The organism is Lysobacter capsici, assembly GCF_018732085.1.
GTDB lineage: Bacteria > Pseudomonadota > Gammaproteobacteria > Xanthomonadales > Xanthomonadaceae > Lysobacter > Lysobacter capsici_A.
Genome location: NZ_CP076103.1, coordinates 2,219,480 through 2,243,951 on the forward strand (window position 1 = coordinate 2,219,480; position 24,472 = coordinate 2,243,951).

Consider the following 24,472-nt stretch of genomic DNA (forward strand, 5'->3'; position numbering starts at 1 on the left):
ATCCATCCGCGCTCGCCGGGATCGGCCCGAGTCGAGGCCGAAGCTCATTCCAGCGAGCCGTCCGCACGCGTCCGCCCAACCTCAATCGAACTCGCGCCGCCAGACCTGTCCGACCAAGTCCTGCCCGAAGCTGTGGTGGCGCTCTTCCTCGGTCAGGACGAAGCCGCAGCGCTCATAGATCCTGCGCGCCGTGACCAGCACGTCGTTGGTCCACAGCATCATTCGCCGATAACCGGCCTCGCGCGCGAACTCGATGCAGGTCTCGACCAGGCGCCGGCCCAGGCCCAGCCCGCGCGCGCGCGGATCGATCAGCAGGCAGCGCAGCTGCGCGGCCTGCGGATCGTCCTGATTGCGCACCACGAACACGCAGCCGATCCGTTCGCCGTCGAGTTCGGCGATCCAGCAACGCTCACGGCGCGGATCGTGCTCGCTGGCGAAACGCGCGAACAAACCCGCCACCAGTGCCTCGAATTCTTCGTTCAGGCCGTACTCGTCGGCATACAGGCGGGCGTGGCGCTCGATCGCCCAGCCGATGTCGCCGATCCGGTGGGTGCGGACCAGCAACCGCTGCGCCGCGGGCAGGGCCGGCGGCGACAGCGCCCGTTCGGCCTCGCTGAGCGCCCGCAGCAGGCGTTCGCGTTCGAACGGCGGCAGCGCCGCGAGCAGATCGGCGGTGGCCTGGTGCGAAGTGCGATCGAGCCCGGCGAAGGTCGCGCGCCCGGCCTCGGTCAGGGTCAGGGCGAAACTGCGCCCGTCGTGCGCCGAACGGGTTTTCTCGACCAGCCCGGTGTTGACGAAGCCCTGCACGATGCGGCTCAGATACCCCGGGTCCAGCCCGAGCGCATCGCCGATGGTGCGGGCCGCGACCGGTTCGCGCTGGGCCAGTTCGAACAGCACCCGCCCCTGGGTCAGGGTGAACGGGCTGTCCAGCAGGCCTTCCTGCAGCACCCCGATCCGGCGGGTATAGAAACGATTGAAGGCGCGGACGGCGTCGACCTGGGCGGTCTGGATTTCGGTGGCCATGGCGGCATCGGCGATTGCGGTGGGCTCAGTCCGCAGCGTCGGTCAGTTGTTTGACTTAGTCAAACAAATTCCGGACGAGCGGCCTTGCCGGTCCGGTACGTTAGTAGTATTACTACTAACTTCGAACATGAGTAGTAATACTGCTAACCATGAACCTGACCGACACCCAGCAAGCCATCCTCGCGCTGATCGCCGAGCGGATCGACGCCGAAGGCCTCCCGCCGTCCCAGGCCGAGATCGCCAAGGCGTTCGGGTTCAAGGGCGTGCGCGCCGCGCAGTACCACCTCGACGCGCTCGAGACCGCCGGCGCGATCGAACGCATGCCGGGCCGCGCCCGCGGCATCCGGGTGCTGCAGCCGCCGCCGCAGGCCCAGCGCGAGCTGGGGCTGGCGTCGGCCAACGAGGACGCGATCCGCCTGCCGGTGCTGGGCCGGGTCGCGGCCGGCTCGCCGATCGGCTCGGGCGCCGGCGTGGAGCCGGACAACTACGTCCTGCTCGATCGCAACATGTTCTTCCCGTCGCCGGACTACCTGCTCAAGGTCAAGGGCGACTCGATGCGCGACGAAGGCATCTTCGACGGCGACCTGATCGGCGTGCATCGCACCCACGATGCGCGTTCGGGCCAGATCGTGGTCGCGCGCATCGACGACGAGATCACCGTCAAGCTGCTCAAGATCGGCAAGGACCGCATCCGCCTGCTGCCACGCAACCCCGACTACGCGCCGATCGAGGTCCAGCCGGATCAGGATTTCGCGATCGAGGGCCTGTACTGCGGCCTGGTCCGGCCCAATCGCTGAAATGGATCGCCGGATCATGGATCGCACGCACGTACAGCTCGACCGCTACGGATCGGTCCGCACCTGCGCGCCGATCCACGCCGTACAGGCGGCTTTGCAGGGATTGGCCGCCGCGGTGCTCGGGGCGGTTTCCGTGGCGCCGACAGGGGAAAATCCGACCCCGGCACAGGCCGTCGCCCGGCTTTCGCGACCCGCCGAGGCAGATAATTTGATTCCAGGCGCGACGGTCTCAACCTCTGCGATCCGCGTCCTCTAACTTCCCCTCACCACGACACGACTTAAGGAACACCACGATGGACGAGAACAAGAAGCGCGCCCTTACCGCCGCTCTGAGCCAGATCGACAAGCAGTTCGGCAAGGGCTCGGTGATGCGCATGGGCGACCGCGCGGTCGAGATCACCGAGGTCATCGGTACCGGCTCGCTGATGCTCGACATCGCGCTGGGCATCGGCGGCCTGCCCAAGGGCCGCGTGGTCGAGATCTACGGTCCGGAATCCTCGGGCAAGACCACCTTGACCCTGCAGGCCATCGCCGAATGCCAGAAGAAGGGCGGCACCGCCGCCTTCATCGACGCCGAGCACGCGCTCGACCCGATCTATGCCGCCAAGCTCGGCGTCAACGTCGACGACCTGCTGCTGTCGCAGCCCGACACCGGCGAACAGGCGCTGGAAATCGCCGACATGCTGGTGCGTTCGGCCGCGGTCGACATCGTCGTCATCGACTCGGTCGCCGCGCTGACCCCGAAGGCCGAAATCGAAGGCGAAATGGGCGACCAGCTGCCGGGCCTGCAGGCCCGTCTGATGAGCCAGGCGCTGCGCAAGCTGACCGGCAACATCAAGCGCTCGGGCACCCTGGTGGTGTTCATCAACCAGCTGCGCATGAAGATCGGCGTAATGATGCCGGGCCAGAGCCCGGAAGTGACCACCGGCGGCAACGCGCTCAAGTTCTACGCCTCGATCCGCCTGGACATCCGCCGCATCGGCGCGATCAAGAAGGGCGACGAGATCATCGGCAACCAGACCAAGATCAAGGTCGTCAAGAACAAGCTCGCCCCGCCGTTCAAGCAGGTCGTCACCGAAATCCTCTACGGCGAAGGCATCTCGCGCGAAGGCGAACTGATCGACATGGGCGTGGAAGCCAAGCTGGTCGAGAAGTCCGGCGCCTGGTACAGCTGCGGCGACGAGCGCATCGGCCAGGGCAAGGAAAACGCGCGCCAGTACCTCAAGGAAAACCCCGAGATGGCCGCTCGCCTGGAAGCGGCGTTGCGCGAGAAGTTCGTGCCCACCGACGCCCCGCGCGAAGAGGAAGTCAGCGAGGATTGACCTGCCGTAAGCGCCGACAGAAACCGCCTGTAGAGACCGATGAGTTCCGATCGGGACGAACGCAAGCGCCGCGACCGCGGCGCCGATGACACGACCGGGCCGGACGGCAAGCCGTCCGCCGGTCGTGCCGGCGAGCGTCTGGCCGAATTGCGGGCAAGGATGCGCGCGATCGAAGACGGGGCGATATCGGCATCGTCTTCGGCCGATGACGTCGTGGAGGACGGCCTCGTCGAGATTGCGTCTGGGCAGCCAGACCGGCTCGACCGCTCTGGAGCCAACGCCGCCAGTGATGGCGGCGGCTGGGTCCAGCGTCGGGAGCAGGATTCGGAACGTTCCGGAGCCTGGTCGGGCTCCGGCACCCAAGCCAGCCCACGGGCGCGCCCCGACCGGGGTGACGGTTCATCGGCCGAGCCAAAGCGACCCACGGCAGCCGATTTCGCCGACCATTTCTCCGAAAAGACACCCGCGACGGATACAGCCGACAGTCGCGACAGTGCCGACCCGCTCGCCGGCCCGAACAGCGATACGCTCCCCGACGTCGCCTACAGCCCGCTATTCGACGAAGGTCTAGGCCCGGCCCGACGCGAGCGCCGCCGTGTACGCCCCGAACAAACCCCGACCCAGCGCGCGCTCGGCCTGCTGACCCGCCGCGAGCATTCGCGCAAGGAACTGACCCGCAAGCTCACCTCGCGCGGCCTGGATCGCGAGGAGGTCGTGGCTGCCGTCGATCGGCTCGCCGATGCCGGCTGGCAGAATGACCACCGCTTCGCCGAAAGCCTGGTTCGCAGCCGGGCCGGCAACGGCTATGGCCCGGTGCATATCCGCGCCGAACTGAACATGCACGGCCTCGACAGCGAGGCCATCGCCCAGGCGCTGGCCGCCTACGAAGGAAATTGGCTGGAAAACGCCCGCGATTTGCTCCGGCGCCGCTTCGGCGAGGACTTCGCCAGCGACCCGGCGCTGCGCCGCAAGGCCGCCGACCTGCTGATGCGGCGCGGCTTCGACGGCGATACCGCGCGTAATGCGAATCGTTTTTGCGCCGAGGACTGAACGGACGGGCACTTTTACCGCATGGCCTTGCGCATAAGACCCCGGGGCCTGCTAGGCTACGCGGCTTTCGGGTCCCGGGTTGCCTGTTCCAGTCGATGCCCCCATCTGGTGGCATGGGTTCGGTCGAGCGCTCCGCTCCCGACCAGGCAAATCAATCCCAGGCATGAAGACCACCACTGAAATCCGCAGCGATTTCCTCGAGTTTTTTCGGGGCAAAGGCCACACCATCGTGCCGTCGGCACCGTTGGTGCCTGCCAACGACCCGACGTTGCTGTTCACCAACTCGGGCATGGTGCAGTTCAAGAACGTATTCCTCGGCAGCGAGAAGCCGGGCTACGTACGCGCGTCCGACGTGCAGCGCTGCTTGCGCGCCGGCGGCAAGCACAATGACCTCGACCAGGTCGGCTACACCGCGCGTCACCACACCTTCTTCGAAATGCTCGGCAACTGGTCGTTCGGCGACTACTTCAAGGACGACGCGATCGTCTGGGCCTGGGAGCTGCTGACCAAGGTCTGGGGTCTGGCGCCCGAGCGCCTGCTGGTCACGGTCTACCAGACCGACGACGAAGCCTTCGACATCTGGAACAAGAAGATCGGCGTGCCGGCCGAACGCATCGTTCGCATCGGCGACAACAAGGGCGCGCCGTTCGCTTCCGACAATTTCTGGCAGATGGCCGACACCGGCCCCTGCGGCCCGTGCACCGAGATCTTCTACGACCACGGCGATCACATCGCCGGCGGCCCGCCGGGTTCGCCCGACGAGGACGGCGATCGTTTCATCGAGATCTGGAACCTGGTGTTCATGCAGTTCGACCGCCAGCCCGACGGCACGCTGCTGCCGTTGCCGGCGCCGTGCGTCGACACCGGCATGGGCCTGGAGCGTCTGGCGGCGGTGCTGCAGGGCGTGCATGGCAACTACGAAATCGACCTGTTCCGCCACCTGATCGCCGCGGCGGCCAAGTACACCCACACCGACGACCTGGACAACAAATCGCTGCGCGTGATCGCCGATCACATCCGCGCGTGTTCGTTCCTGATCGTCGACGGCGTGCTGCCGTCGAACGACGGCCGCGGCTACGTGCTGCGCCGGATCATCCGCCGCGCACTGCGCCACGGCTGGATGCTCGGCCAGAAGGGCGTGTTCTTCCACAAGCTGGTGCCGGCGCTGGTCGAGGTGATGGGCGATGCCTATCCCGAGCTGACCGCCAAGCGCGAGTTCGTCGAAGCCGCGCTGGCCGCCGAAGAAGAGCGTTTCGCCGCGACCCTGGATTCGGGCATGCGCATCTTCGACGAGATCGCCGCGCGCTCGCAGGGCGTGATTGCCGGCGCCGACGCGTTCAAGCTCTACGACACCTACGGTTTTCCGGCCGACCTCACCGCCGACATCGCGCGCGAGCGCGGCCTGTCGGTCGACATGGCCGGTTTCGAAGTCGAGATGGAAGAGCAGCGACGCAGGGCGCGCGAAGCCGGCACGTTCGGCAACAAAACCTCGATGCCGGCCGAACTGGCCGCGCAGCTCGCCCCGACCGAATTCCTCGGCTACGACCGCCTGACCGACGGCGGCCTGCAAGTGCTCGCGCTGCTGCGCGACGGCGTGCCGGTCGAGGAGTTCCGGGTCGGCGACGAAGGCGTGGTGATCCTCGACCGCACCCCGTTCTACGCCGAAAGCGGCGGCCAGGTCGGCGACAGCGGCGAGCTCGACGAAGCCGGCACCCGCTTCGTGGTCGACGACACCCAGAAATTCGCCGGCCAGTTCCACGGCCACATCGGCAGGCTCACCGCCGGCACCCTCAAGCGCGGCGACCGCGTCCTGGGCGCCGTCGACGAAGCCCGCCGCAGCGCGACCGTGCTCAACCATTCGGCGACCCACCTGCTGCACGCGGCCCTGCGCCGCCTGCTCGGCGACCACGTGACCCAGAAGGGCTCGCTGGTCGCACCGGACCGCCTGCGTTTCGATTTCTCGCACTTCAACCCGCTGACCGACGCCGAGCTCGCCCAGATCGAGCGCCAGGTCAACGCCGACGTGCGGCGCAATTACGAAGCCGAAGTCCACCAGATGGGCATGCAAGAAGCCATCGACTTCGGCGCCATGGCGTTGTTCGGCGAGAAGTACGGCGACCGCGTGCGCGTGCTGCGCATGGGCGAGGCCTCGACCGAGTTGTGCGGCGGCACCCACGTGACCCGCACCGGCGACATCGGTCTGTTCAAGATCGTCGCCGAAAGCGGCGTCCAGGCCGGCGTGCGCCGGATCGAGGCGCTGACCGGGCAGGGCGCGCTGGACTATGTCACCCAGGAGGAGCAGTGCCTGGAGCAGGCCGCGCGCCTGCTGGGCGGCAATGCCGGCGACGTGGCCGACAAGCTGCGCGCGCTGCTGGACCGGCAGAAGAAGCTCGAGCGCGAGCTCGAGTCGATCAAGGCCAAGGCCGCCTCTGGCGCCGCCTCGGACCTGGCCGGCTCGGCGGCGGACATCGGCGGGGTCAAGCTGGTAGCGACCCGGCTGGAAGGATTTGATGCCAAGGCGTTGCGCGAGGCGGTGGATCGCCTCAAGCAGCAGCTTGGCGACGCGGTGATCGTGCTGGCGGGTGCCAGCGACGGTAAGGCGGCCCTGGTCGCCGGAGTGAACGGAAGCGCGGTTGGCAAGGTCAAAGCGGGAGAACTACTCGCGCATGTGGCCGGTCAGATCAATGGTAAAGGCGGCGGCCGTCCGGACATGGCGCAGGGCGGTGGCGATGACGGCCCGGCCCTGGTCCAGGCTCTTGCGGGCGTTGCGCAGTGGGTTGAGAGTAAGCTTGTGTGAATGGCGAACAGTGACTTCTATCGCTTGCGACCGGGTTTGACCGGTCGCTAAGATGGTTCACGTTTGTGTACAAATTGAAGCATTCTTCCTGATGGAAAAGAATGCCAACGCCGGTACTGCGGTCCCGGCTCGAGGAGGTTTTCAATGCTGATCCTGACGCGTCGCGTCGGCGAAACCCTGATGATCGGCGACTCGGTGACCGTCACCGTGCTCGGCGTCAAGGGCAACCAGGTGCGTATCGGTATTACCGCGCCCAAAGATGTCGCAGTCCATCGCGAAGAGATCTATCAGCGCATCCAGCGGGGTGAGGACGCGTCGGACGATTCTGGTAAAAACGCGGGCGGCTGATAAAAAAAGTTGGCCGCAAGCGTTGCTGTAAAACGGGTGAGCCGTTATGCTTCCCGCCCGCATTGCTTCATCGATGCGGAGAGTTGCCCGAGAGGCTGAAGGGGCTCCCCTGCTAAGGGAGTATAGGGTCAAAAGCTCTATCGAGGGTTCGAATCCCTCACTCTCCGCCAGTTGTAAAAGAAGCCGCCAACGGCGGCTTTTCTTTGCGGATTCGTCGAATTCGGTACCGACGGAAAAGCAAAAAAACGGTTTGAAAAATGTTGACGATGTGCGGTTTTATCGTCATAATTTTCCAACTAGGCGCCCGTAGCTCAGCTGGATAGAGCACCAGGCTACGAACTTGGGGGTCGGAGGTTCGAATCCTTCCGGGCGCGCCACTACAAAGAAACCCGGCAATCGAAAGATTGCCGGGTTTTTCTTTGCGTCGGATCCTTATCCAGGACAGCCCTTCTTTGTTTGCGCCGGGTTTCTCCGCGCCGGGTTTCTGTACGCATTCGCGGGATCCGCGCCTCGGCCGAGCCTCGCAGTTGCGGGATCTCAGCGATATCGCACGCGTGTTCATCCTCTGTCGTTCTCGTGCGTTCGCTGCGATGGTGACCGTTTGACCTCACTGCCTCGAACGTCTGTCGCAGTCGGGAATTCGCGGTCGCGGCTCGCGCCGCTCCTACAGTCGCCCCCTGTAGGAGCGGCGCGAGCCGCGACCGCGTGACCGCGCTGACGTCGGAAGCTCGCCGCGACAACGTGACCGCGCTGACGCCGAAAGCCCGTCGCAGCCGCGTCGGTTGACCCCGGCAAGATGCCGGATCGTCGTAGCGATGAATTCCTGGCCGCACTTCGCGCAACCTCACGGTCGCCCTTGTGGGAGCGGCGCAAGCCGCGACCGCGCTACAGCGGCTACATCGTAGGCCTGTCGCGGCAGGCGCCAGATGATCCCAGTCGCGGCATGGTTCGTCGCGATGGCTCGTCCGCGTTCAACGCGCACGCCAATTCCGCGGCCGCCTCATGCGGCCGCATACTCCGCAGCTTCGGCCTGCCAGGAAAACGCCGCCGCCATGAACGCGATCATCGCCATCCATCCGTACAAGGCCCACGGCATGTGGGTCTTCGACGACGCGGCCGTCGGCTTGAGCCAGGAGCCCTTCGTGTCCGGGGCCGACGACATCATCGAGCGCATGGCCGCGGCCATCGACAACGCCGCGGACGGCTTCACCTTGTTGTTCTCGCCGCAGCCATTTCCCGGTTTCCAGCTCGAACTGGACTGGCAGCGCGCCGATCTGAGCGGCAACTGGTATCGCTGCGAATCGATCGGCATGGAAGGCTGGCTGTGTCCGGCGTTGCTGCGCTATTTCGAGTCGCCGCCGCCGAAGTTGCATGCGCAGTTTCGCGCCAAGAGAGGCTGACGGAGGGGCGTGACCGGATTTGCGGCCGCGGACGCCGCGGCGGTGCGGTTGTGGTGATGCCTAACGTCTATCGCGGCTGAGGCCGACTGATTCCATCTGCATCGAATTTTCGTCGCAATCAAGAATTCGTGGCTGCAGCTTGCGTCGCTCCTGCAGTCGCCTTCTGTAGGAGCGGCGCGAGCCGCGACCGCGTGGTTGCGCTGACGTCGAAAGTCTGTGGCGGCTGCGGCTGGGCGATTCCAATGGTATCGAGCGTCCGTCGTAGTCGTGAGTTCGCGGTCGCAGCTTGCGCAGTTCCTACAGTCGCGTTATGCGGGAGCGTTGCAGGCGGCGATCGCAACGTTGCGGGCTCACTGCGCGATTGCGGCTCATCGCGTCTCGATGAACCGTAATCCCACGCCGGGTTCGGTCGCGATATAGCGCGGCGCGGCCGCGTCGTCGCCGAGTTTGTGGCGCAGTTTGCCGACCAGGATGCGCAGGTAATGGGTGTCCTCCTGATGGGTCGGGCCCCACAGTTCGCGCAGCAACTGCGGCTGGGTGACCACGCGGCCGGCGTGCTGGACCAGCATCGCCAGCAGCGCGTATTCCTTGCGCGCGAGCACGACCGGTTCGCCGTGCAGGTGGACTTCGCGCCGGGCCAGATCGATGCGCAACTGGCCGTCGTCGAACACCGGCAGGATTTCGCCCTGCGGGCCGTGCGCGCGTAGCAGGGCGCGTACGCGCGCCATCAGCTCCTGCACGCCGAAGGGTTTGGTCACGTAGTCGTTGGCGCCGCCGTCGAGCGCGGCGACCTTCTCGGCCTCGCTGGAACGCACGGTCAGCAGGATCACCGGCACGCTCGACCACTGGCGCAGCTCGCGCAACACATCGAAGCCGTCGCGATCGGGCAGGCCCAGGTCGAGGATCACCAGATCGGCGCCGCGCGTGGCCAGGCTCTCCAGGCCGCCGTTGCCGTGTTCGGCCAGCTCGACCGCGTAGCCCTGCGCGCGCAGGGCGATGTCGAGGAACTTGCGGATCTGCGGTTCGTCGTCGATCACCAACACGCGCGCGGGCGGCGTGGCGGCCGGTGGCTGTGGGTGCGTGGCGTGGTCTTCGATCATGAGGCGGGCGCCGCGACGGGTTCGATGGGCGGCAGGGTAATGCGGATCGTGGTGCCGCGGCGACCTTGTTCGTCGGCCAGGCCGGGCAGGGCGACCACGCTGCCGCCGTGGGCGCCGATCATGCCCTGGCAGATCGCCAGGCCCAGGCCGGTGCCCTGGCGGCCGCGATCGCCGCGCTCGACGCTGTAGAACATGTCGAAGATGCGCGCGCGTTCGTCCTCGGGAATGCCCGGGCCGCGGTCGCTGACGTCGATGCGCAGGACCTGCTCGGTGGCCGCGCCGGGCTCGGCGTCGACCCGGCGCGCGTCGATCACCACCGCCGCGTCGGGCGGCGAGAACTTCACCGCGTTCTCGAGCACGTTGAACAACGCCTGTTCGATCAGCGCCGGATGCACCCAGATCGGGCCGAGCCCGGCTTGCAGGCGCACGTCGAAGCGCGCGCGCGGCTCGTAGCGTTGCAGGCGGGTGACCGCCGAGCCGATCAGTTCGTCCACGCCGATCCAGTCGCGATTGAGCGCCAGCCCGCCGTGGCCGAGCCGGGTCATGTCGAGCAGGTTCTGGATGTAGCGATCCAGTCGCTCGCCTTCGATGCGGATGGTTTCCAGCAGGCTGTGGCGGTCCTCGCGCGGCATCGCCTCGGCGTAGTGATCCAGGCTGCTGGCCGCGCCGATGATCGAAGCCAGCGGCGAGCGCAGATCGTGCGAGACCGACGACAGCAGCGCCGAGCGCAGCCGCTCGGTCTCGCCGCTGACCCGCGAGTCTTCCAGGTCGGCGACCAGGCGCGTGCGCAGGATCGCCTGCGCGATATCGTCGGTCATCGCTTCGGCTAAGCGGCGTTGTTCCGCGCCCAATCGCGTCAACGAAGACGGAAAACGCAGGCCGACTACGCCGGCCGCCGGCGCATCGGCCGAGCTGTCGCCCTTGAGCGGCAACAGCCACCACTCCGATCCGGCCAGGGTGTCGGTGTAGCGGCCGGCGGACTGGCGATGCTTCAAGCTCCAGTCGGCGGCGGCGCGATCCTTGTCGCTCATCTCCGGCAACTGTTCGCCGCGCAGCGGCGCCGCGCCGATGTAGACGAAGGCTTCCACGCCGAGCGAACGCTTGAGCGCCTTGCGTCCGGCATGCACGACCTGGCCCACGTCGGCGGCGGTGGCCAGTTCGCGGCCGAGGGTTTGCAGTTCGGTCGCGTGCGCGTTGGACGCGCGCAGCGCCAGCACCTGCATGCGCAGCTTCGAGGCCAGGCGTCCGGCGACCAGCGCCGCGGCCAGGAACAGCAGCACCGTCGCCACGCCCTGGCGCGCGCCGATCAGCAAGGTGTAGCGCGGTTCGATGAAGAAGAAGTTGTAGGCCAGGAAGCACAGCACCGAGGCGATCACCGCCGCGGTCATGCGGGTGCGCGCGGCGACCACCACCACCGCGACGATGAAGATTAGCGACAGGTCGCCCAGGCCGATCCAGCGTTCGGCGACCCAGGCCAGCGCGGTGGCGAAGGTCGCGGCCACCACGGCCAGGCCCGCATCGCTGCGGGTCAGCAGGCCGCGCAGCCGGCCGCCGCTGTCGCGCAGCGAGCGGCGCGCACGCGCGCGCGCTTCCGGGGTGCTGACGATGGTGAGTTCGTAATGCGCGCCGCGCTGGATCAGTTGCTGGGTCAGCGTGCGGTTGACCATGCGCGCGAGCGGACGTTCGCGGGTGCGGCCGAGCACGATGGTCGACACGCCGGCGCGTTCGGCATGGTCGAGCAGGGCATCGACCACGCTATTGCCGTGCAGCACCACCGCTTCGCCGCCGAGCCGGCGTGCGAGCGCGAAGGCGCGGTCGAGTTCGGACTGGCGCGCTTCGGCCGGCGCGTCGCCGGCCTGGACCGTGACCACGATCCACGGCGAATCGCGGCGTTCGGCGATGCGGCGCGCGACCCGCACCAGGTATTCGGACTGGCCCAGGCCGTCGATCGCGACCAACACCGCGCGTCGCAGCGGCACCCCGGGCAGGCCGCGCGCGGTCTGCGCCTCGCGCAGATCGCTGTCGACGCGGTCGGCGGCGGTCTGCATCGCCAGTTCGCGCAGCGCGGTCAGGTTGGACGGCGAGAAGAACGCCTGCAGCGCATGCGCAGCTTGTTCGGGCACGTAGACCTTGCCCTGTTGCAGGCGTTCGATCAGCTCGCGCGGCGGCAGATCGACCAGCACGATATCGCGCAGGCGGTCGAACAGCGCATCGGGAACGGTCTCGCTGACCCGCACACCGGTGATGCGATGGATGACGTCGTTGAGGCTTTCCAGGTGCTGGATGTTGATCGTGGTGTAGACGTCGATGCCGGCGTCGAGCAGTTCGAGCACATCCTGCCAGCGCCGTTCGTGGCGGCTGCCCGGCGCGTTGCGGTGAGCGAGTTCGTCGACCAGGGCGACCTTGGGCTTGCGCGCCAGCAGCGCGTCGAGGTCCATTTCCTCGAGCGTGCGGTCCTGGTACTCCAGGCGTTTGCGCGGCAGCACGTCGAGGCCCTCGACCAGGGCGAGGGTTTCGGCGCGGCCGTGGGTTTCGACGATGCCGACCACCACGTCGATGCTGCGGCGCTGCAGTTCGCGGGCGCGGCCGAGCATGGTGTAGGTCTTGCCGACGCCGGGCGCGGCGCCCAGGAAGATGGTCAGGCGACCGGCGCCCTGGCGTTGCAGTTCGCCCATGAGGGCATCGGCTTGGGCGCTGCGGGGGTCGGTCATGGGGGAATTGTGCGCTGGGTGGGTGAGGGGTGTGTAGTGATGGGAGGTGGGGTTTTGGGCGGCGGCGGTTTTCGGTCGGGAGCTGAGTGTTGTTGCGCGGTATTTGGTTGTCGCTGTCCAGGCCGCGCAAGATGTTTTTTTTTGCCGTTGCCGTTGCTTTCAGTTTTAAGCCCGAAGCCGCGCAGTTCATCCAGCGCTGCGGAGCCCCTAAATCGCGTTAGCAAAAGCACACCCGGAGGGCGGCGCGCATGGATGCGCGCCGCGCGCCACCGGGACATGGATGTCCCGTGTGGCGCGTGCCTGCGTCGGCATCGCTCTTGCGGGCTCTTGATTCACAAAAAAGCGTTTTTCTTTGGTTACCTTTCTTTTGTCGCTTTAGACAAAAGAAAGTAACTCGGCCGCTTGCGGACGAAAGCCGTTGATCTTGCCTCTGGCTTCACAGGCTCTTAAAAGCTTCAAAGCTTTGAAGCTTTTGAAGCTGCAAGCAAGATCAAAAGCTTCCGCCACTAAAGCGGCGGGTAACTTTCTTTTGTCCAGAGCCACAAAAGTCCGCCTGGATTCCCTTCGGTCAAAAGTCACCAAAGAAAAAGGCGTTCCTGTTTCGAATCAAGAGCCGCGCGATCGGTGCTTGCGCAGGCATGCGCCACACGGGACATCCATGTCCCGGTGGCGCACGGCGTGCATCCTGCACGCCGCCCTCCGGGTGTGCTTTTGCTAACGCGAGTTCACGGCCTCGCAGTGCTGGATGAACTGCGTTGCTTCAGGCTCAAGCCAAAGCCAAAGCCAAAGCCAAAGCCACAGCCACAGCCACAGCCACAGCCAAAGGCGGAAGCGGAAGCCGGAACTATTGACGAAACCGAACGCGAACCTCGGTGACTACAACGGCAAAGCCCCGCATCGAAGCGGGGCCTGCCGAAACTCATCGAAACTCATCGCGCCGCATCCAACGCCAGATTGAGCTTGAGCACATTCACACGCTCCATGCCGAGCACACCGAACTGAGGCGCCTCGGTGTTGGCCGCGATCAAGGCCTCCACCTGGGCCACACTGAGACCGCGTGCCTTGGCCACGCGCGCGGCCTGGATCTGCGCCGCGCGCGGGGACAGGTGCGGGTCCAGGCCGCCGCCGGACTGGGTCGCCAGTTCGGCGGGCACGTCGGCGATGGCGATGCCTTCGCGCTGCGCGATCGCCGCGGTGTCCTCGGCGATGCGCTTGCGCAGGTCGGGATTGCTGCGCGCCTGATTGCTGCCGGACGCGGCGGTCGGGTCGTACTTGGCCGCCGACGGGCGCGGCTGGAAGTACCTGGCGTCGGCGAACGGTTGCGCGATCAGCTCCGAGCCAATCGGGTGGCCGTCGTATCGGATGATCGAACCGACGGCCTGTGCAGGAAATGCGAGGCGCCCCAGCGCGGTGCCGGCCAGGGAATAGAGCAGGCCGAAGCCGAGCAGGGAGATCGCGGCGAACAGCAGCGGAGCGCGCAGGGAAACGCGATCGTCGAGGGTGAGCGGTTGGGCGGTTTGGGTGGTCATTGGAATGTCCTGTTGGGGCGGTGCGGGCGGCTGGCCCTCACCCAACCCTCTCCCGCGAGCGGGAGAGGGCTTACTTGCGCGAGAGGGCTTAGAAAATCGCGACCAGCGCCATGTCGATCAGCTTGATCGCGACGAACGGCAGCAGCACGCCGCCCAGGCCGTAGACCAGCATGTTCCGGCGCAGCAGCGCGACCGCGGTGGCGGGCTTGAAGCGCACGCCGGCCAGGGCCAGCGGGATCAGCGCGGGGATGATCAGGGCGTTGAAGATCAACGCCGCGAGCACCGCGTTGCTCGGGCTCGACAAGTGCATGACGTTGAGCGCGGCCATCTGCGGGATCGCCGCGGCGAACAGCGCCGGCAGGATCGCGAAGTACTTCGACACGTCGTTGGCGAGCGAGAACGTGGTCAGCGCGCCGCGGGTGATCAGCTGTTGCTTGCCGACCTCGACCACCGCCAGCAGCTTGGCCGGATCGGAATCCAGATCGACCATGTTGCCGGCTTCCTTCGCCGCTTGCGTGCCCGAATTCATCGCCAGGCCGACGTCGGCCTGGGCCAGCGCCGGGGCGTCGTTGGTGCCGTCGCCGACCATCGCCACCAGGCGGCCGCCGGCCTGCTCGGCGCGAATGCGCGCGAGTTTGTCCTCGGGCCGCGCTTCGGCGATGTAGTCGTCGACGCCGGCTTCGGCCGCGATCGCCGCGGCGGTCAGCGGGTTGTCGCCGGTGATCATCACCGTGCGCACGCCCATCGCCCGCAACCGCGCGAAACGTTCCTTCACGCCATGCTTGACCACGTCCGACAACTCGACCACGCCGAGCACGTGGCGGCCCTCGGCCACCACCAGCGGAGTGGCGCCGTTGCGCGCGACCTGTTCGATGCGCGCATTGAGTTCGGGCAGCACCTCGCCGCCGAGCGCGCGCACGTACTGGCTGATCGCATCGCCCGCGCCCTTGCGGATCGCACGCGCGCCGCCGGGGTAATCGGCCGGCAGGTCGACGCCGGACATGCGCGTCTGCGCGGTGAACTGCAGATAGTCGGCGCGTTCGGGTTCCGGCGTCACGCTGTGTTGCTCGCGCGCCAGGCGCACGATCGACTTGCCTTCGGGCGTGGGATCGGCGAGCGAGGACAACAGCGCCGCATCGCGCAACTGCGAATGGTCGACGCCGGCGATCGGATGGAACGCGGTCGCCTGACGGTCGCCGAAGGTGATGGTGCCGGTCTTGTCCAGCAGCAGCACGTCGACGTCGCCGGCCACTTCCACCGCCTTGCCGGATTTCGCCAGCACGTTGGCCGACAGCGCGCGGTTCATGCCGGCGATGCCGATCGCCGGTAACAGGCCGCCGATGGTGGTCGGGATCAGGCAGACCAGCAGCGCGATCAGCAGCAGCGGATCGAGTTTGGCGCCGACGAAACCGGCGAACAGCGGCAAGGTCGCGACCACGATCAGGAAGGTCAGGGTCATCGCCGCGAGCAGCATGGTCAGGGCGATTTCGTTCGGCGTCTTCTGCCGGTTGGCGCCTTCGACCAGGGCGATCATGCGGTCGAGGAAGCTGTGGCCCGGTTCGGCGCTGACTTCGATCACGATCTCGTCGGACAACACCTTGGTGCCGCCGATCACGCCGGAGCGGTCGGTGCCGGCTTCGCGCAGCACCGGCGCGGATTCGCCGGTGACCGCCGATTCGTTGATCGTGGCCATGCCCTTGACGATTTCGCCGTCGGCCGGGATCAGCTCGTTGGCCGAGACGATCACCCGGTCGCCGGGCTTGAGCGTCGAGGCCGGCACCCGGGTTTCGTTCTTGCCGACCGTGTCGAGCTTGCGCGCGACCAGGTCGCGCCGCGCTGCGCGCAACGAAGCTGCCTGGCCGCGGCCGCGCGCTTCGGCGACCGCTTCGGCGAAGTTGGCGAACAACACCGTCACCAGCAGGATCACGGTGACCGCGATACCGAACGCGGCATTGCCGGGAACGAAGATCGTGATCAGTGCGGCCAGCACCGTGCCGAGCAGGACGATGGCCATGATAGGGCTGCGCAGGGCATGCCGCGGCGAGAGCTTGACGAAGGATTCGAGCATCGCCGCGCGCAGGCCGGCGGCGTCGAGGCCGGCCATTGCGGTGTTGCGGCGTTGTACACCGAGATGAGTTTGTTCGGTCACGTGGGCGTACCTCAGAGAGCGGGGCTGCTGAGCGCCGGCGCGGCGCTCGCAGACAGCGTCAGGTGATCGGCGATTGGGCCGAGCACCAGCGCGGGCATGAATTGCAGGACGGTCAGGATCACGATCACCGCGATCAAGGTCATGGCGAAGGTCGGGGTTTCGGCGTGCAGGGTGCCGGCGCTTTCCGGGGCGACGCGCTTGCGTGCGAGCAAGCCGGCGACCGCGAGTGGAATCAGCAGCGCCGGATAGCGGCCCAATGCGAGCACCGCGGCGCAGCTCAGGTTCCACCAGTAAGTCGCATCGCCAAGGCCTTCAAAACCCGAGCCGTTGTTGGCGAACGCCGAGGTGTACTCGTAGAACACCTGGCTGATGCCGTGGAAGCCGGGATTGGAATTGCCGGTGATCGAAGGAACGCCCAAGGTGATCGCGCTGAAGCCGAGCACCACCAGCGGTTGCAGCAGGATCAGCAACGCCAGCAGCCGCACCTCGGGCGCTTCGATCTTGCGGCCGAACAACTCCGGCGTGCGTCCGGTCATCAGCCCGGCCAGGAACACCGACAGCAGCAGATACACCAGGAACTGCTGCAGGCCGCAGCCGATGCCGCCCCAGATCGCGTTGATCAGCATGTTGACCATCGCCATCGCGCCGGTCAGCGGCGCCAGCGAATCGTGCATGCCGTTGACCGAGCCGTTGCTGCTCTGGGTGGTCAGCGCGGTCCACAGCGCGGTATCGCTGGCGCCGAAGCGGGTTTCCTTACCTTCCATCAACGCCGCGTCCGTGCGGGTGGACGAATACGCTTCCGAACCCACGGTCAGACCGGTCGACAGCACCGACATCAACAGCATGCTGCCGAACACCAGTGCGGTGAGTTTGCGCCGGCCGGTGAACGGGCCGACCATGAAGGTCACCGCGACCGGGATCAGGATCAGCGCCAGGGTTTCGAGCAGGTTCGCGAACGGCGTCGGATTTTCCAGCGGCACCGCGCTGTTCGGGCCGTACCAGCCGCCGCCGTTGGTGCCGAGCTGCTTGGCCGCGACCATGGCAGCGACAGGTCCCACGGGTATCTTCTGATCTTTCAGCCCGGCGCTCTGGTCGAGCGGCGAAACCGTTGCGGCGCCTTGCAAGGTCGAAGGCACGCCCTGCGAGGTCAGCAACACGGCCCACACCAGACACAGCGGCAGCATGAAGCGCAGCGTCGCGCGGGTGACATCGACCCAGTAGTTGCCCAGATCGCGCGGCGCGCCTTCGGCTTGAGCGCCGGCAGCGGCCACATGCGCGAGCGCCTGACGGCCGCCGAACAGACCGCGCAGGGTCGCGACCACGATCGCCAGGCCCATCATCGGCGTCACCACCTGCAGGCCGACGATGCCGACCATCTGCGACAGATAGCTCAGCTGCGCCTGGCCGGAGTAGTGCTGCTGATTGGTGTTGGTGAGGAACGACACCATCGTGTGCAGCGCGGTGTCCCAGCGCATGTTGGGAATGGCGTCTGGATTGAACGGCAGCCAGGCCTGGGTCATGAACAACACCCAGACCAATATCGCAAGCACGAGGTTGCTGAGCGCGAACGCCAGCGCGTAACCGCGCCAGCTCATGCCGCGCGCGGGATCGACGCCGAGCACGCGGTAGATCGCGCCTTCGATCGGCGCGAACACCGCGTCCAGGCGCGAACGATCGCCGCGCATGACCCGCGCCAGGTACAGGCCGAGCGGCCATCCCAGGCCGACGGCGAGCGCGAATACGAGAAAGATTTCGATCATGGTGAAGCACCGGGCGGTGAGAGATCCGCGGCGGCGCGTCCGGCGCCGTTACGGATCGCGCGGCGACGAGAGGATCGTCGCCGCGCTGGGGAAGTTGATGCGGATCGTTCCGTGGTCCGCGGTGCGGCTGCGCGGACTAGAAGTCCTCGGGACGCAGCACGACGTAGAGCAGGTAGGCGGCGGCCACCAGGACCGAGATCGCGCACACCAATGAAAGCCAGCCGGGCATGGTCGTTGCTCCTGTCAGAAGGACGCCTGCACGGCCGCTTCGATGCGCGAGCCGGCAAGCGAGTCGCCGAAGATCCGCTCGGCGTTGTGATCGGTGGCGTGCGCGCTCAGGCGCAGTTCGAACGGCGCTTTCACCGCCCAGATCGCGCTGAGCTGACCGTGGCTGTAGCTGCGGTCGTAGACGTCGTCGAGAAAATAGTGGCCGAGCGCGGCTTCGAAGCGCAGCGCGTCGTTGATCGGGAAGCGCGCGCCGATTTGCGAATAGATGCCGCGCTCCTTGCTGCCCAGCGCTTCGTTCGAATAACCCAGCGACAGCCAGTAGTTGTCGCGCCAGGTCACGGTGCCGTTGAGCTCGGTCCAGTTCAGATCGGTGGTCGTGGACGGATAGCGGTAATGCAGGACGTTGACGTCCAGCGCCCAGTCCTGGGCGATCTTGCCGGCCCAGCCGACGGTGAAATCGAGTTCGCTGCTGGCGTGGGTGTCCGGCGCGAACTCGACGTTCGAGCCCCAGATCGAGCCGTAGAAGCCGTTGTCGGCGGCGGCCTTGAAGCCGACCTGCACGGCCGGATCGCCCTGGGTTTGCGAGCTGCCGCGCCAGACGTAATCGCTGGTCAGCGCGGCCGAGCCGGTGAAGCTCGCGCCGGAGGATTCGGCCGCGTGCGCGCGGGTGCCCAGCGCGAGCAGGCCGATGCCGGCGCAGACCGCCAGGACCAGCGGAAGGGCGGCCTCGCGGCTGCGGAACAGGTGATGCGACGACGACATGTGAGGTATCCGGGAATGGGCAACGAGGCCGGTCTGGCCACGGCGTCATTCTCGGAACATGGGGCGTAAAGCCGCTATTTCGTGCGGGCGGTCACGGCGTAAATTTGTCGTAAACAATGGGCGTTGCGGCGTAAATCGCGGCGGCGAGGGCAACCCCGCTTTTTTGCCAGGTATCGCGCAGTTCATCCAGCGCTGCGAGGCATGTAGCTCGCGAGAACAACAGCACACCCGGAGGGCGGCGTGCAGGATGCACGCCGTGCGCCACCGGGACATGGATGTCCCGTGTGGCGCATGCCCGCGTCGGCAACGGCCTTGCGGGCACTTGATTCAAGAAAAAGCGTTTTTCTTTGGTTACCTTTTGACCGAAGGGAATCCAGACGGACTTTTGTCGCTTTAGACAAAAGAAAGTAACTCGGCCGCTTGCGGACGAAAGCCGTTGATCTTGCCTCTGGCTTCATAAGCTCTAGAGCTTCAAAACTTTGAAGCCTTTAGAGCAGCAAGCAGGATCAAAAGCTTCCGCCACTAAAGCGGCGGGTCACTTTCTTTTGTCTAGAGCGACAAAAGTCCGTCTGGATTCCCTTCGGTCAAAAGGTAACCAAAGAAAAACGCTTTTTTCTTGAATCAAGTGCCCGCAAGTGCGGAGCTTACGCGGGCACGCGCCACACGGGACATCCATGTCCCGGTGGCGCGCGACGCGCATCCCTGCGCGTCGCCCTCCGGGTGTGCTGTTGTTCTCGCGAGTTAGTCGCTTCGCAGCGCTGGATGAACTGCGTGGATTGGGGCAAAAGCCACATGGCCTACCTGTAGGAGCGGCGCAAGCCGCGACCGCGTTGTGGCCGATTGCGTCGTCACTGAGGGGTAGGCGTGATGTCGCGCTCGTTGCGGCGGTTCGCGTCGCGGTTGCGGTGTCGCGGTCGCGGCTTGCGCCGCTCCTACAGTGGGCTACGCACATGCTGTGGATCGTGGTGAATCGCAGCCGATGTAGGAGCGGCGTGAGCCGCGACCGCGTTGTCGCCGATCGCGTCGTTTCTGCGAGGTTGCCGCGATGTTGCGCTGGCTACGGCGGCTTGCGTCGTGGTCGCGGTGTCGCGGTCGCGGCTTGCGCCGCTCCTACAGGGAGATACGCGACATGCCGGGTATCGTGGTGGCGCGCAGGTGCATCCGCGCGGAAATCGGCGGCTCACGCCGTACGACAATCAATCGCGCAGCAACGCCTTCACCACCGCCTCGGGCTGTTTCATCCAGGCGAAATGATCGGCCCGCACGCCCAGGTCGTTCGTGCCCAGTTCGGTCGCCTCGACCTGCGCGCGCGGCAGTTTCGACAACAGGAAATCCTGCGAGGCGTGCGGTACCAGCCAGTCGTCGACCATGCGCACGACACGCAGATCGACCTCGACCTGGGCCATGCCGGCTTCCATGTCGGCGTCGATGCCGGGCGCGGCGTAGCGACCGCTTAAGGCGGTGCGGGCCCAGTCGGCGATCAGGCTGCGCGCTTCGTTGCCGCCGAAGCCGATGCGGCGGCCGGGCAGGGTGCCGTTGACCTGCGACAGCCACGGCAGGAAGCGGTAGATCATCGGCATCGCCAGACGCCGCGGCATGGGCCAGGTCGGCCAATACGGCGCGCCGCTGGCGGTCAGCCACAGGCGGGTCGGGATCGCCGGATCATTCTGCAGCTTCGCCAGCCCGAGCCGCATGCAGGCCATCTGTCCGCCGAGGCTGTGTCCGCCGATGATGCGCGGGACGCCGGGCAGCGCGCGCGCGACCGCCGCGTCGCTGACCGGCAAATCGTCCAGCAGCAAGCTGCGGTAACCCCAGTCGCTCTTGCGGCTCGCGCGCTGGTTGCTGCTGCCGTTGCCGCGCCATTCGTGGACGAACACGGCGATGCCGCGCGCCGCCAGCGCGTGCGCGAACGGCAGGTAGTGGCGCGCAGCGACGCCGAGCGCGGGCAGCCACAGCAGGCTGGCGCCGGGACGCGGCGGGATCGAGGCGATCAGCGACCAGCGATGGCCGTCGGCGGCGCGCAGCGAGCGTTCTTCGGCGACGGTCGACTCAAGCACGCGGCGCGGCTGCGAAATGATCGAGCACCAGCACCTCGCTGCGGCCGGGGCGATAGCCCAGGCGCAGCGCGCTATGCACATAGTCGGCCGCGGCGACGCAGCTGTCGGCGAGCGTGCGGCTCAGGCACAGGTTCGCGGCCACCGCCGAGGCCAGGGTGCAGCCGGTGCCGTGGGCGTCGAGTTGCAGGCGTGGATGCGCGATCTCGCGCACTTCGCCGGGCGTGGCGAACAGATCGACCACGTCGCCGCTGCCTGGCAGATGTCCGCCCTTGAGCAGCACCGAGCGTGCGCCGAGCGCGAACAAACCCTCGAGCGCGCCGTGCATGGCGTCGCGATCGGCGATGGCGCGGCCGAGCAGCAGCTCGGCTTCGGGCAGGTTCGGCGTGATCACGCTGGCCAGCGGCAGCAGCCGCGTGCGCAACGCGTCCAGCGCGGAGGGTTCCAGCAGGCGCGCGCCGGAGGTCGCGACCATCACCGGGTCGAGCACGATATGCGCGGGCCGGTAGTGCTCCAGCGCATCGGCCACCGCGGCGATCACTTCGGCCGTGGCGAGCATGCCCAGCTTGACCGCGCCGATTTCGAAGTCGTCGAAACACGCGTCGATCTGCGCGCGTAGGAAGCCGGTATCGGGCACATGCACCGCGCTGACCCCGCGGGTGTTCTGCGCGGTCAGCGCCGCGAACGCGCTGAGCCCATGCACGCGATGCGCGGCGAAGGTCTTCAGGTCGGCCTGGACGCCGGCGCCGCCGCCGGAATCGGAGCCGGCGATGGTGAGGGCGGAAGCCGTGGGGATATGGTTCATCGGACAAGCCTAACCAAAACGTGCCTGGAGGGAAGCCTGGGCTTCTTGCAGGGGCGGCTCGCTGTCCGGGTCGGCCGGCGCATAGACAACCGCGGCCTCGCCGAACGCCAGCTCCGCGGCATCGCGAACCAGACCGGGATACGACAACCAATACTGTCGTCGGACCCGGTCCTTCATGTAGTCCACGCCGTACTCATCGCGGTAGTAGCGCACCATCGCGGCCGGTAGCCGGGCCTTGTCGTTGATCAGCAACTCGCGCCGGTGCTTGCACATCAACAGTCGAAACGCTTTGCGGGTGTTGACGTCGAATCGCGCGAGCTCGGACACCACTTCGTCGAACTGGTCGGGATCGGAGAAGTCGTTGCGCTTCGGGAACAGCGTGCGCATCGTCGAGCGGACGATATCGGCACTGAGCGGTTCAAGATCCTTGCGAGTTCTGGCCGGCAGGTGTTTCATCGGTGCATCCCGGGCGACGGTCGAGGCCGCAGTCGATACGCTGCGGTCGTCGTCCAATAGTCTTATGCGTGAGGCGCGGGCGACGCGCGCCAGCGCGAACGGCCCAGCGCGAACGCGCGCCACAGCAGGAACAAGCCCAGCAGCACCAGGCCCGGATCGATCAGGAAGAACGACAGCAGGCGCCCGTCCCAGACCCGCGAGGTCTGCCAGCTGCCGGCCGACTTGGGATGCAGGCGCGCGACCATGTGGGCCTGGATGCCGGCGAATTCCGGGACCGCGCGGGTGATCTGCGCCCGGAAACGGTACTCGCCGGGCGGTACGCCGAAGCGGTCGAACTCGCGGCTGATTTCGTCGCTGCCCACACCCGACAGGCCGAAGGTTTCGGTGTCGCCCTGGGCCACGATCGTCCCGCTGTCGGCCTGGCTCAGCGACCAGCGCACCGGGATGGACACGCCGCTTGGAATGCGCTTGCCCTGGGCGTCGTAGCCGCCGTCGCCGAGCAGGTCGCGCAGGTGATCCATGCCGCGCGCATCGGGGTACAAGGACAGTTGCAAGCGATAGCGGTCGGGCGCGCGGATGCGGATGCGCTGGTCGACGCCGCCGCCGGACGACACCGCGATCGGCGCATCCAGCGGCGGCGCGCTGATGCCATCGGCCCACTGGTCGAACCCGATCCGCGCCAGCACCACAACCACCAGGGTGACCAGCGCGAATCGGTTGTCGCGAACGAACTGCTTGAGCATGGCGACCGGGTTACAGCACTTCCGACGCGTAGTCGGCCAGACGCGAACGCTCGCCGCGGCGCAGGGTCACGTGCGCGCTGTGCGCCCAGCCCTTGAAGCGATCCACCGCATAGGTCAGGCCCGACGTCGTCTCGGTCAGATACGGCGTATCGATCTGCTCGACGTTGCCCAGACAGACGATCTTGGTGCCGGGACCGGCGCGGGTGATCAACGTCTTCATCTGTTTCGGCGTCAGGTTCTGCGCCTCGTCCAGAATCAGCCAGCGGCTCAGGAAGGTGCGCCCGCGCATGAAGTTCATCGAGCGGATCTTGATGCGCGAAGCGAGCAGGTCGTTGGTCGCCGCGCGACCCCAGGCGCCGCCGTCCTGGTTGTGGGTCAGCACTTCCAGGTTGTCGGTGAGCGCGCCCATCCACGGGGTCATCTTTTCTTCTTCGGTGCCGGGCAGGAAACCGATGTCCTCGCCGACGCTGACCGTGGCGCGGGTCATGATGATCTCGCGATAGCGCTGCTGATCCATGGTCTGCGCCAGGCCCGCGGCGAGCGCGAGCAGGGTCTTGCCGGTGCCGGCGGTGCCCAGCAAGGTGACGAAGTCGATCTCCGGGTCCATCAGCGCGTTGAGGGCGAAGTTCTGCTCGCGATTGCGCGCGATGATGCCCCACACCGCATGCTGGTTATGGCGGAAGTCGTCGACGATCTGCAGGGTGACGCGTTCTTCGCCGACCTTGGTGACCTTGAGCTCGGATTCCGAATCGCCGGGCAGGTACAGGAACTGGTTCGGGTACCAGTCGTCGTCTTCGGTGCGGGCGATTTCGTAGTAGGTGCGGCCCTTCTCGGTCCACGACTTGAGGTCCTTGCCGTGCAGGGTCCAGAAATCGTCCGGCAGCGCCGTCGCGCCGGTGTAGAGCAGGCTGAAATCGTCGAGCGCGCGGTCGTTCTCGTAGTCTTCCGACACGATCCCGGCGATCGAGGCCTTGATCCGCAGGTTGATGTCCTTGGACACGAACACCACCGGCACGCCGGGTTCCTGTTCCTGCAGCGCCAGGATCGCGCCGAGGATCTGGTTGTCCGGGATCACCGCGCTGAAGCGCTTGCCCGCGTCGAAGGAGTTGGTCTGGAAACGCAGCTTGCCGATGCTCTGCGCGCCGCGCAGCTGCAAGCCCTGCGGGCGGTTGAGGGTGATGCCGGTGCTGATCTTGTCGGTGCCTTCGATCTGGATCAGCTCGTTGAGGAAGCGGCTGACCTGACGGGCGTTGCGGCTGGCTTCGGAGGTGCCTTTCTTGCCGTTGTCGAGTTCTTCGATGACCTGCATCGGCAGGTAGACGTCGTGTTCCTGGAACTTGAACAGCGCGGTCGGGTCGTGCATGAGCACATTGGTGTCGAGCACGTAGATCCGCTTGCTTCTGGTCATTGAGAAGTCTCGTCTCGGATGGGGGTGACG

Annotated in this window: 20 protein-coding genes, 2 tRNA genes and 1 pseudogene; 9 read left to right on the forward strand and 14 right to left on the reverse strand. The window is 66.7% G+C overall.

All coding sequences use genetic code 11. The annotated features are described in order from the left end of the window. Positions 1–81 precede the first annotated feature (81 nt). Positions 82–1,023, reverse strand: coding sequence for a bifunctional helix-turn-helix transcriptional regulator/GNAT family N-acetyltransferase (locus KME82_RS09200; protein ID WP_215498235.1), 942 nt, complete (start codon positions 1,021–1,023; stop codon positions 82–84). Positions 1,024–1,172: 149 nt separating this feature from the next. On the opposite strand from KME82_RS09200, the gene lexA reads away from it, so the two are divergent. The 9 genes and pseudogenes from lexA (at position 1,173) to KME82_RS09245 (ending at position 8,737) form a co-directional block, all read left to right on the forward strand. Continuing rightward, positions 1,173–1,820 (forward strand): transcriptional repressor LexA, encoded by a 648-nt coding sequence (gene lexA, locus KME82_RS09205; RefSeq protein WP_036111519.1) that lies wholly within the window; start codon positions 1,173–1,175, stop codon positions 1,818–1,820. A 16-nt stretch (positions 1,821–1,836) separates the two neighbouring features. Further along, a complete protein-coding gene (locus KME82_RS09210; RefSeq protein WP_215498236.1) occupies positions 1,837–2,076 on the forward strand; it encodes a hypothetical protein in 240 nt (79 codons plus the stop codon). Positions 2,077–2,113: 37 nt separating this feature from the next. Further along, positions 2,114–3,142: a recombinase RecA gene (gene recA / locus KME82_RS09215; RefSeq protein ID WP_056108547.1), complete on the forward strand. Its 1,029-nt coding sequence runs from the start codon at positions 2,114–2,116 to the stop codon at positions 3,140–3,142. A gap of 573 nt (positions 3,143–3,715) precedes the next feature. Beyond that, a pseudogene (recX, locus tag KME82_RS26560) lies at positions 3,716–4,192 on the forward strand (recombination regulator RecX); the annotation flags it as partial. Positions 4,193–4,355: 163 nt separating this feature from the next. Next, positions 4,356–6,989 (forward strand): alanine--tRNA ligase, encoded by a 2,634-nt coding sequence (gene alaS / locus KME82_RS09225; RefSeq protein WP_215498237.1) that lies wholly within the window; start codon positions 4,356–4,358, stop codon positions 6,987–6,989. Between the two features lie 144 nt (positions 6,990–7,133). Then, complete coding sequence (gene csrA / locus KME82_RS09230) at positions 7,134–7,337, forward strand: carbon storage regulator CsrA (RefSeq protein ID WP_036111509.1); 204 nt, start codon at positions 7,134–7,136, stop codon at positions 7,335–7,337. Positions 7,338–7,414: 77 nt separating this feature from the next. Beyond that, a tRNA-Ser gene (locus tag KME82_RS09235) sits at positions 7,415–7,507 on the forward strand. A 130-nt stretch (positions 7,508–7,637) separates the two neighbouring features. Further along, positions 7,638–7,714, forward strand: a tRNA-Arg gene (locus KME82_RS09240). 675 nt (positions 7,715–8,389) lie between these two features. Continuing rightward, positions 8,390–8,737, forward strand: a complete 348-nt coding sequence (locus KME82_RS09245) for a DUF6717 family protein (RefSeq protein ID WP_215498238.1) — start codon at positions 8,390–8,392, stop codon at positions 8,735–8,737. A gap of 368 nt (positions 8,738–9,105) precedes the next feature. Here the strand turns inward: KME82_RS09245 and KME82_RS09250 are convergent, their stop codons facing one another. The 13 genes from KME82_RS09250 to KME82_RS09310 form a co-directional block, all read right to left on the reverse strand. Further along, complete coding sequence (locus KME82_RS09250) at positions 9,106–9,837, reverse strand: response regulator (RefSeq protein WP_215498239.1); 732 nt, start codon at positions 9,835–9,837, stop codon at positions 9,106–9,108. Next, on the reverse strand, positions 9,834–12,548 hold the full coding sequence (locus KME82_RS09255) for a sensor histidine kinase (RefSeq protein WP_215498240.1): 2,715 nt from the start codon (positions 12,546–12,548) through the stop codon (positions 9,834–9,836). The genes KME82_RS09250 and KME82_RS09255 overlap by 4 nt, the downstream gene beginning before the upstream one ends. Positions 12,549–12,923: 375 nt before the next feature. Beyond that, a complete protein-coding gene (locus KME82_RS09260; RefSeq protein ID WP_215498241.1) occupies positions 12,924–13,091 on the reverse strand; it encodes a hypothetical protein in 168 nt (55 codons plus the stop codon). 386 nt (positions 13,092–13,477) lie between these two features. Next, positions 13,478–14,077 carry a potassium-transporting ATPase subunit KdpC gene (gene kdpC / locus KME82_RS09265; protein WP_215498242.1) on the reverse strand — a complete coding sequence of 200 codons (600 nt, stop codon included), beginning with the start codon at positions 14,075–14,077 and terminating at the stop codon, positions 13,478–13,480. A gap of 88 nt (positions 14,078–14,165) precedes the next feature. Continuing rightward, complete coding sequence (gene kdpB / locus KME82_RS09270) at positions 14,166–16,181, reverse strand: potassium-transporting ATPase subunit KdpB (RefSeq protein ID WP_215499026.1); 2,016 nt, start codon at positions 16,179–16,181, stop codon at positions 14,166–14,168. 56 nt (positions 16,182–16,237) lie between these two features. After that, a complete protein-coding gene (kdpA, locus tag KME82_RS09275) occupies positions 16,238–17,986 on the reverse strand; it encodes a potassium-transporting ATPase subunit KdpA (RefSeq protein ID WP_215498243.1) in 1,749 nt (582 codons plus the stop codon). Between the two features lie 136 nt (positions 17,987–18,122). Continuing rightward, on the reverse strand, positions 18,123–18,215 hold the full coding sequence (locus KME82_RS09280) for a potassium-transporting ATPase subunit F (RefSeq protein WP_036115829.1): 93 nt from the start codon (positions 18,213–18,215) through the stop codon (positions 18,123–18,125). A gap of 14 nt (positions 18,216–18,229) precedes the next feature. After that, complete coding sequence (locus KME82_RS09285) at positions 18,230–18,976, reverse strand: TorF family putative porin (protein ID WP_215498244.1); 747 nt, start codon at positions 18,974–18,976, stop codon at positions 18,230–18,232. A gap of 1,196 nt (positions 18,977–20,172) precedes the next feature. Beyond that, complete coding sequence (locus KME82_RS09290; protein WP_252255674.1) at positions 20,173–21,033, reverse strand: alpha/beta hydrolase family protein; 861 nt, start codon at positions 21,031–21,033, stop codon at positions 20,173–20,175. Then, the gene (gene thiD, locus KME82_RS09295; protein WP_215498246.1) at positions 21,026–21,835 is read right to left on the reverse strand and encodes a bifunctional hydroxymethylpyrimidine kinase/phosphomethylpyrimidine kinase; all 810 of its coding nucleotides are present in this window, start codon (positions 21,833–21,835) and stop codon (positions 21,026–21,028) included. Before thiD ends, KME82_RS09290 begins: the two co-directional genes overlap by 8 nt. Positions 21,836–21,844: 9 nt before the next feature. Beyond that, positions 21,845–22,348: a hypothetical protein gene (locus KME82_RS09300; RefSeq protein ID WP_215498247.1), complete on the reverse strand. Its 504-nt coding sequence runs from the start codon at positions 22,346–22,348 to the stop codon at positions 21,845–21,847. A 5-nt stretch (positions 22,349–22,353) separates the two neighbouring features. Beyond that, positions 22,354–23,034, reverse strand: coding sequence for a DUF5625 family protein (locus tag KME82_RS09305; RefSeq protein ID WP_215498248.1), 681 nt, complete (start codon positions 23,032–23,034; stop codon positions 22,354–22,356). Between the two features lie 10 nt (positions 23,035–23,044). Then, complete coding sequence (locus KME82_RS09310; protein ID WP_056108516.1) at positions 23,045–24,442, reverse strand: PhoH family protein; 1,398 nt, start codon at positions 24,440–24,442, stop codon at positions 23,045–23,047. Positions 24,443–24,472: the final 30 nt, after the last annotated feature.

Bases quoted from the DNA above. Each gene is read 5' to 3' on its own strand.
- KME82_RS09200 (WP_215498235.1), bottom strand. From the start codon at position 1,023: ATGGCCACCGAAATCCAGACCGCCCAGGTCGACGCCGTCCGCGCCTTC.
- lexA (WP_036111519.1), top strand. From the start codon at position 1,173: ATGAACCTGACCGACACCCAGCAAGCCATCCTCGCGCTGATCGCCGAG.
- KME82_RS09210 (WP_215498236.1), top strand. From the start codon at position 1,837: ATGGATCGCACGCACGTACAGCTCGACCGCTACGGATCGGTCCGCACC.
- recA (WP_056108547.1), top strand. From the start codon at position 2,114: ATGGACGAGAACAAGAAGCGCGCCCTTACCGCCGCTCTGAGCCAGATC.
- alaS (WP_215498237.1), top strand. From the start codon at position 4,356: ATGAAGACCACCACTGAAATCCGCAGCGATTTCCTCGAGTTTTTTCGG.
- csrA (WP_036111509.1), top strand. From the start codon at position 7,134: ATGCTGATCCTGACGCGTCGCGTCGGCGAAACCCTGATGATCGGCGAC.
- KME82_RS09245 (WP_215498238.1), top strand. From the start codon at position 8,390: ATGAACGCGATCATCGCCATCCATCCGTACAAGGCCCACGGCATGTGG.
- KME82_RS09250 (WP_215498239.1), bottom strand. From the start codon at position 9,837: ATGATCGAAGACCACGCCACGCACCCACAGCCACCGGCCGCCACGCCG.
- KME82_RS09255 (WP_215498240.1), bottom strand. From the start codon at position 12,548: ATGACCGACCCCCGCAGCGCCCAAGCCGATGCCCTCATGGGCGAACTG.
- kdpC (WP_215498242.1), bottom strand. From the start codon at position 14,077: ATGACCACCCAAACCGCCCAACCGCTCACCCTCGACGATCGCGTTTCC.
- kdpB (WP_215499026.1), bottom strand. From the start codon at position 16,181: ATGGCCGGCCTCGACGCCGCCGGCCTGCGCGCGGCGATGCTCGAATCC.
- kdpA (WP_215498243.1), bottom strand. From the start codon at position 17,986: ATGATCGAAATCTTTCTCGTATTCGCGCTCGCCGTCGGCCTGGGATGG.
- KME82_RS09280 (WP_036115829.1), bottom strand. From the start codon at position 18,215: ATGCCCGGCTGGCTTTCATTGGTGTGCGCGATCTCGGTCCTGGTGGCC.
- KME82_RS09285 (WP_215498244.1), bottom strand. From the start codon at position 18,976: ATGTCGTCGTCGCATCACCTGTTCCGCAGCCGCGAGGCCGCCCTTCCG.
- thiD (WP_215498246.1), bottom strand. From the start codon at position 21,835: ATGAACCATATCCCCACGGCTTCCGCCCTCACCATCGCCGGCTCCGAT.
- KME82_RS09305 (WP_215498248.1), bottom strand. From the start codon at position 23,034: ATGCTCAAGCAGTTCGTTCGCGACAACCGATTCGCGCTGGTCACCCTG.
- KME82_RS09310 (WP_056108516.1), bottom strand. From the start codon at position 24,442: ATGACCAGAAGCAAGCGGATCTACGTGCTCGACACCAATGTGCTCATG.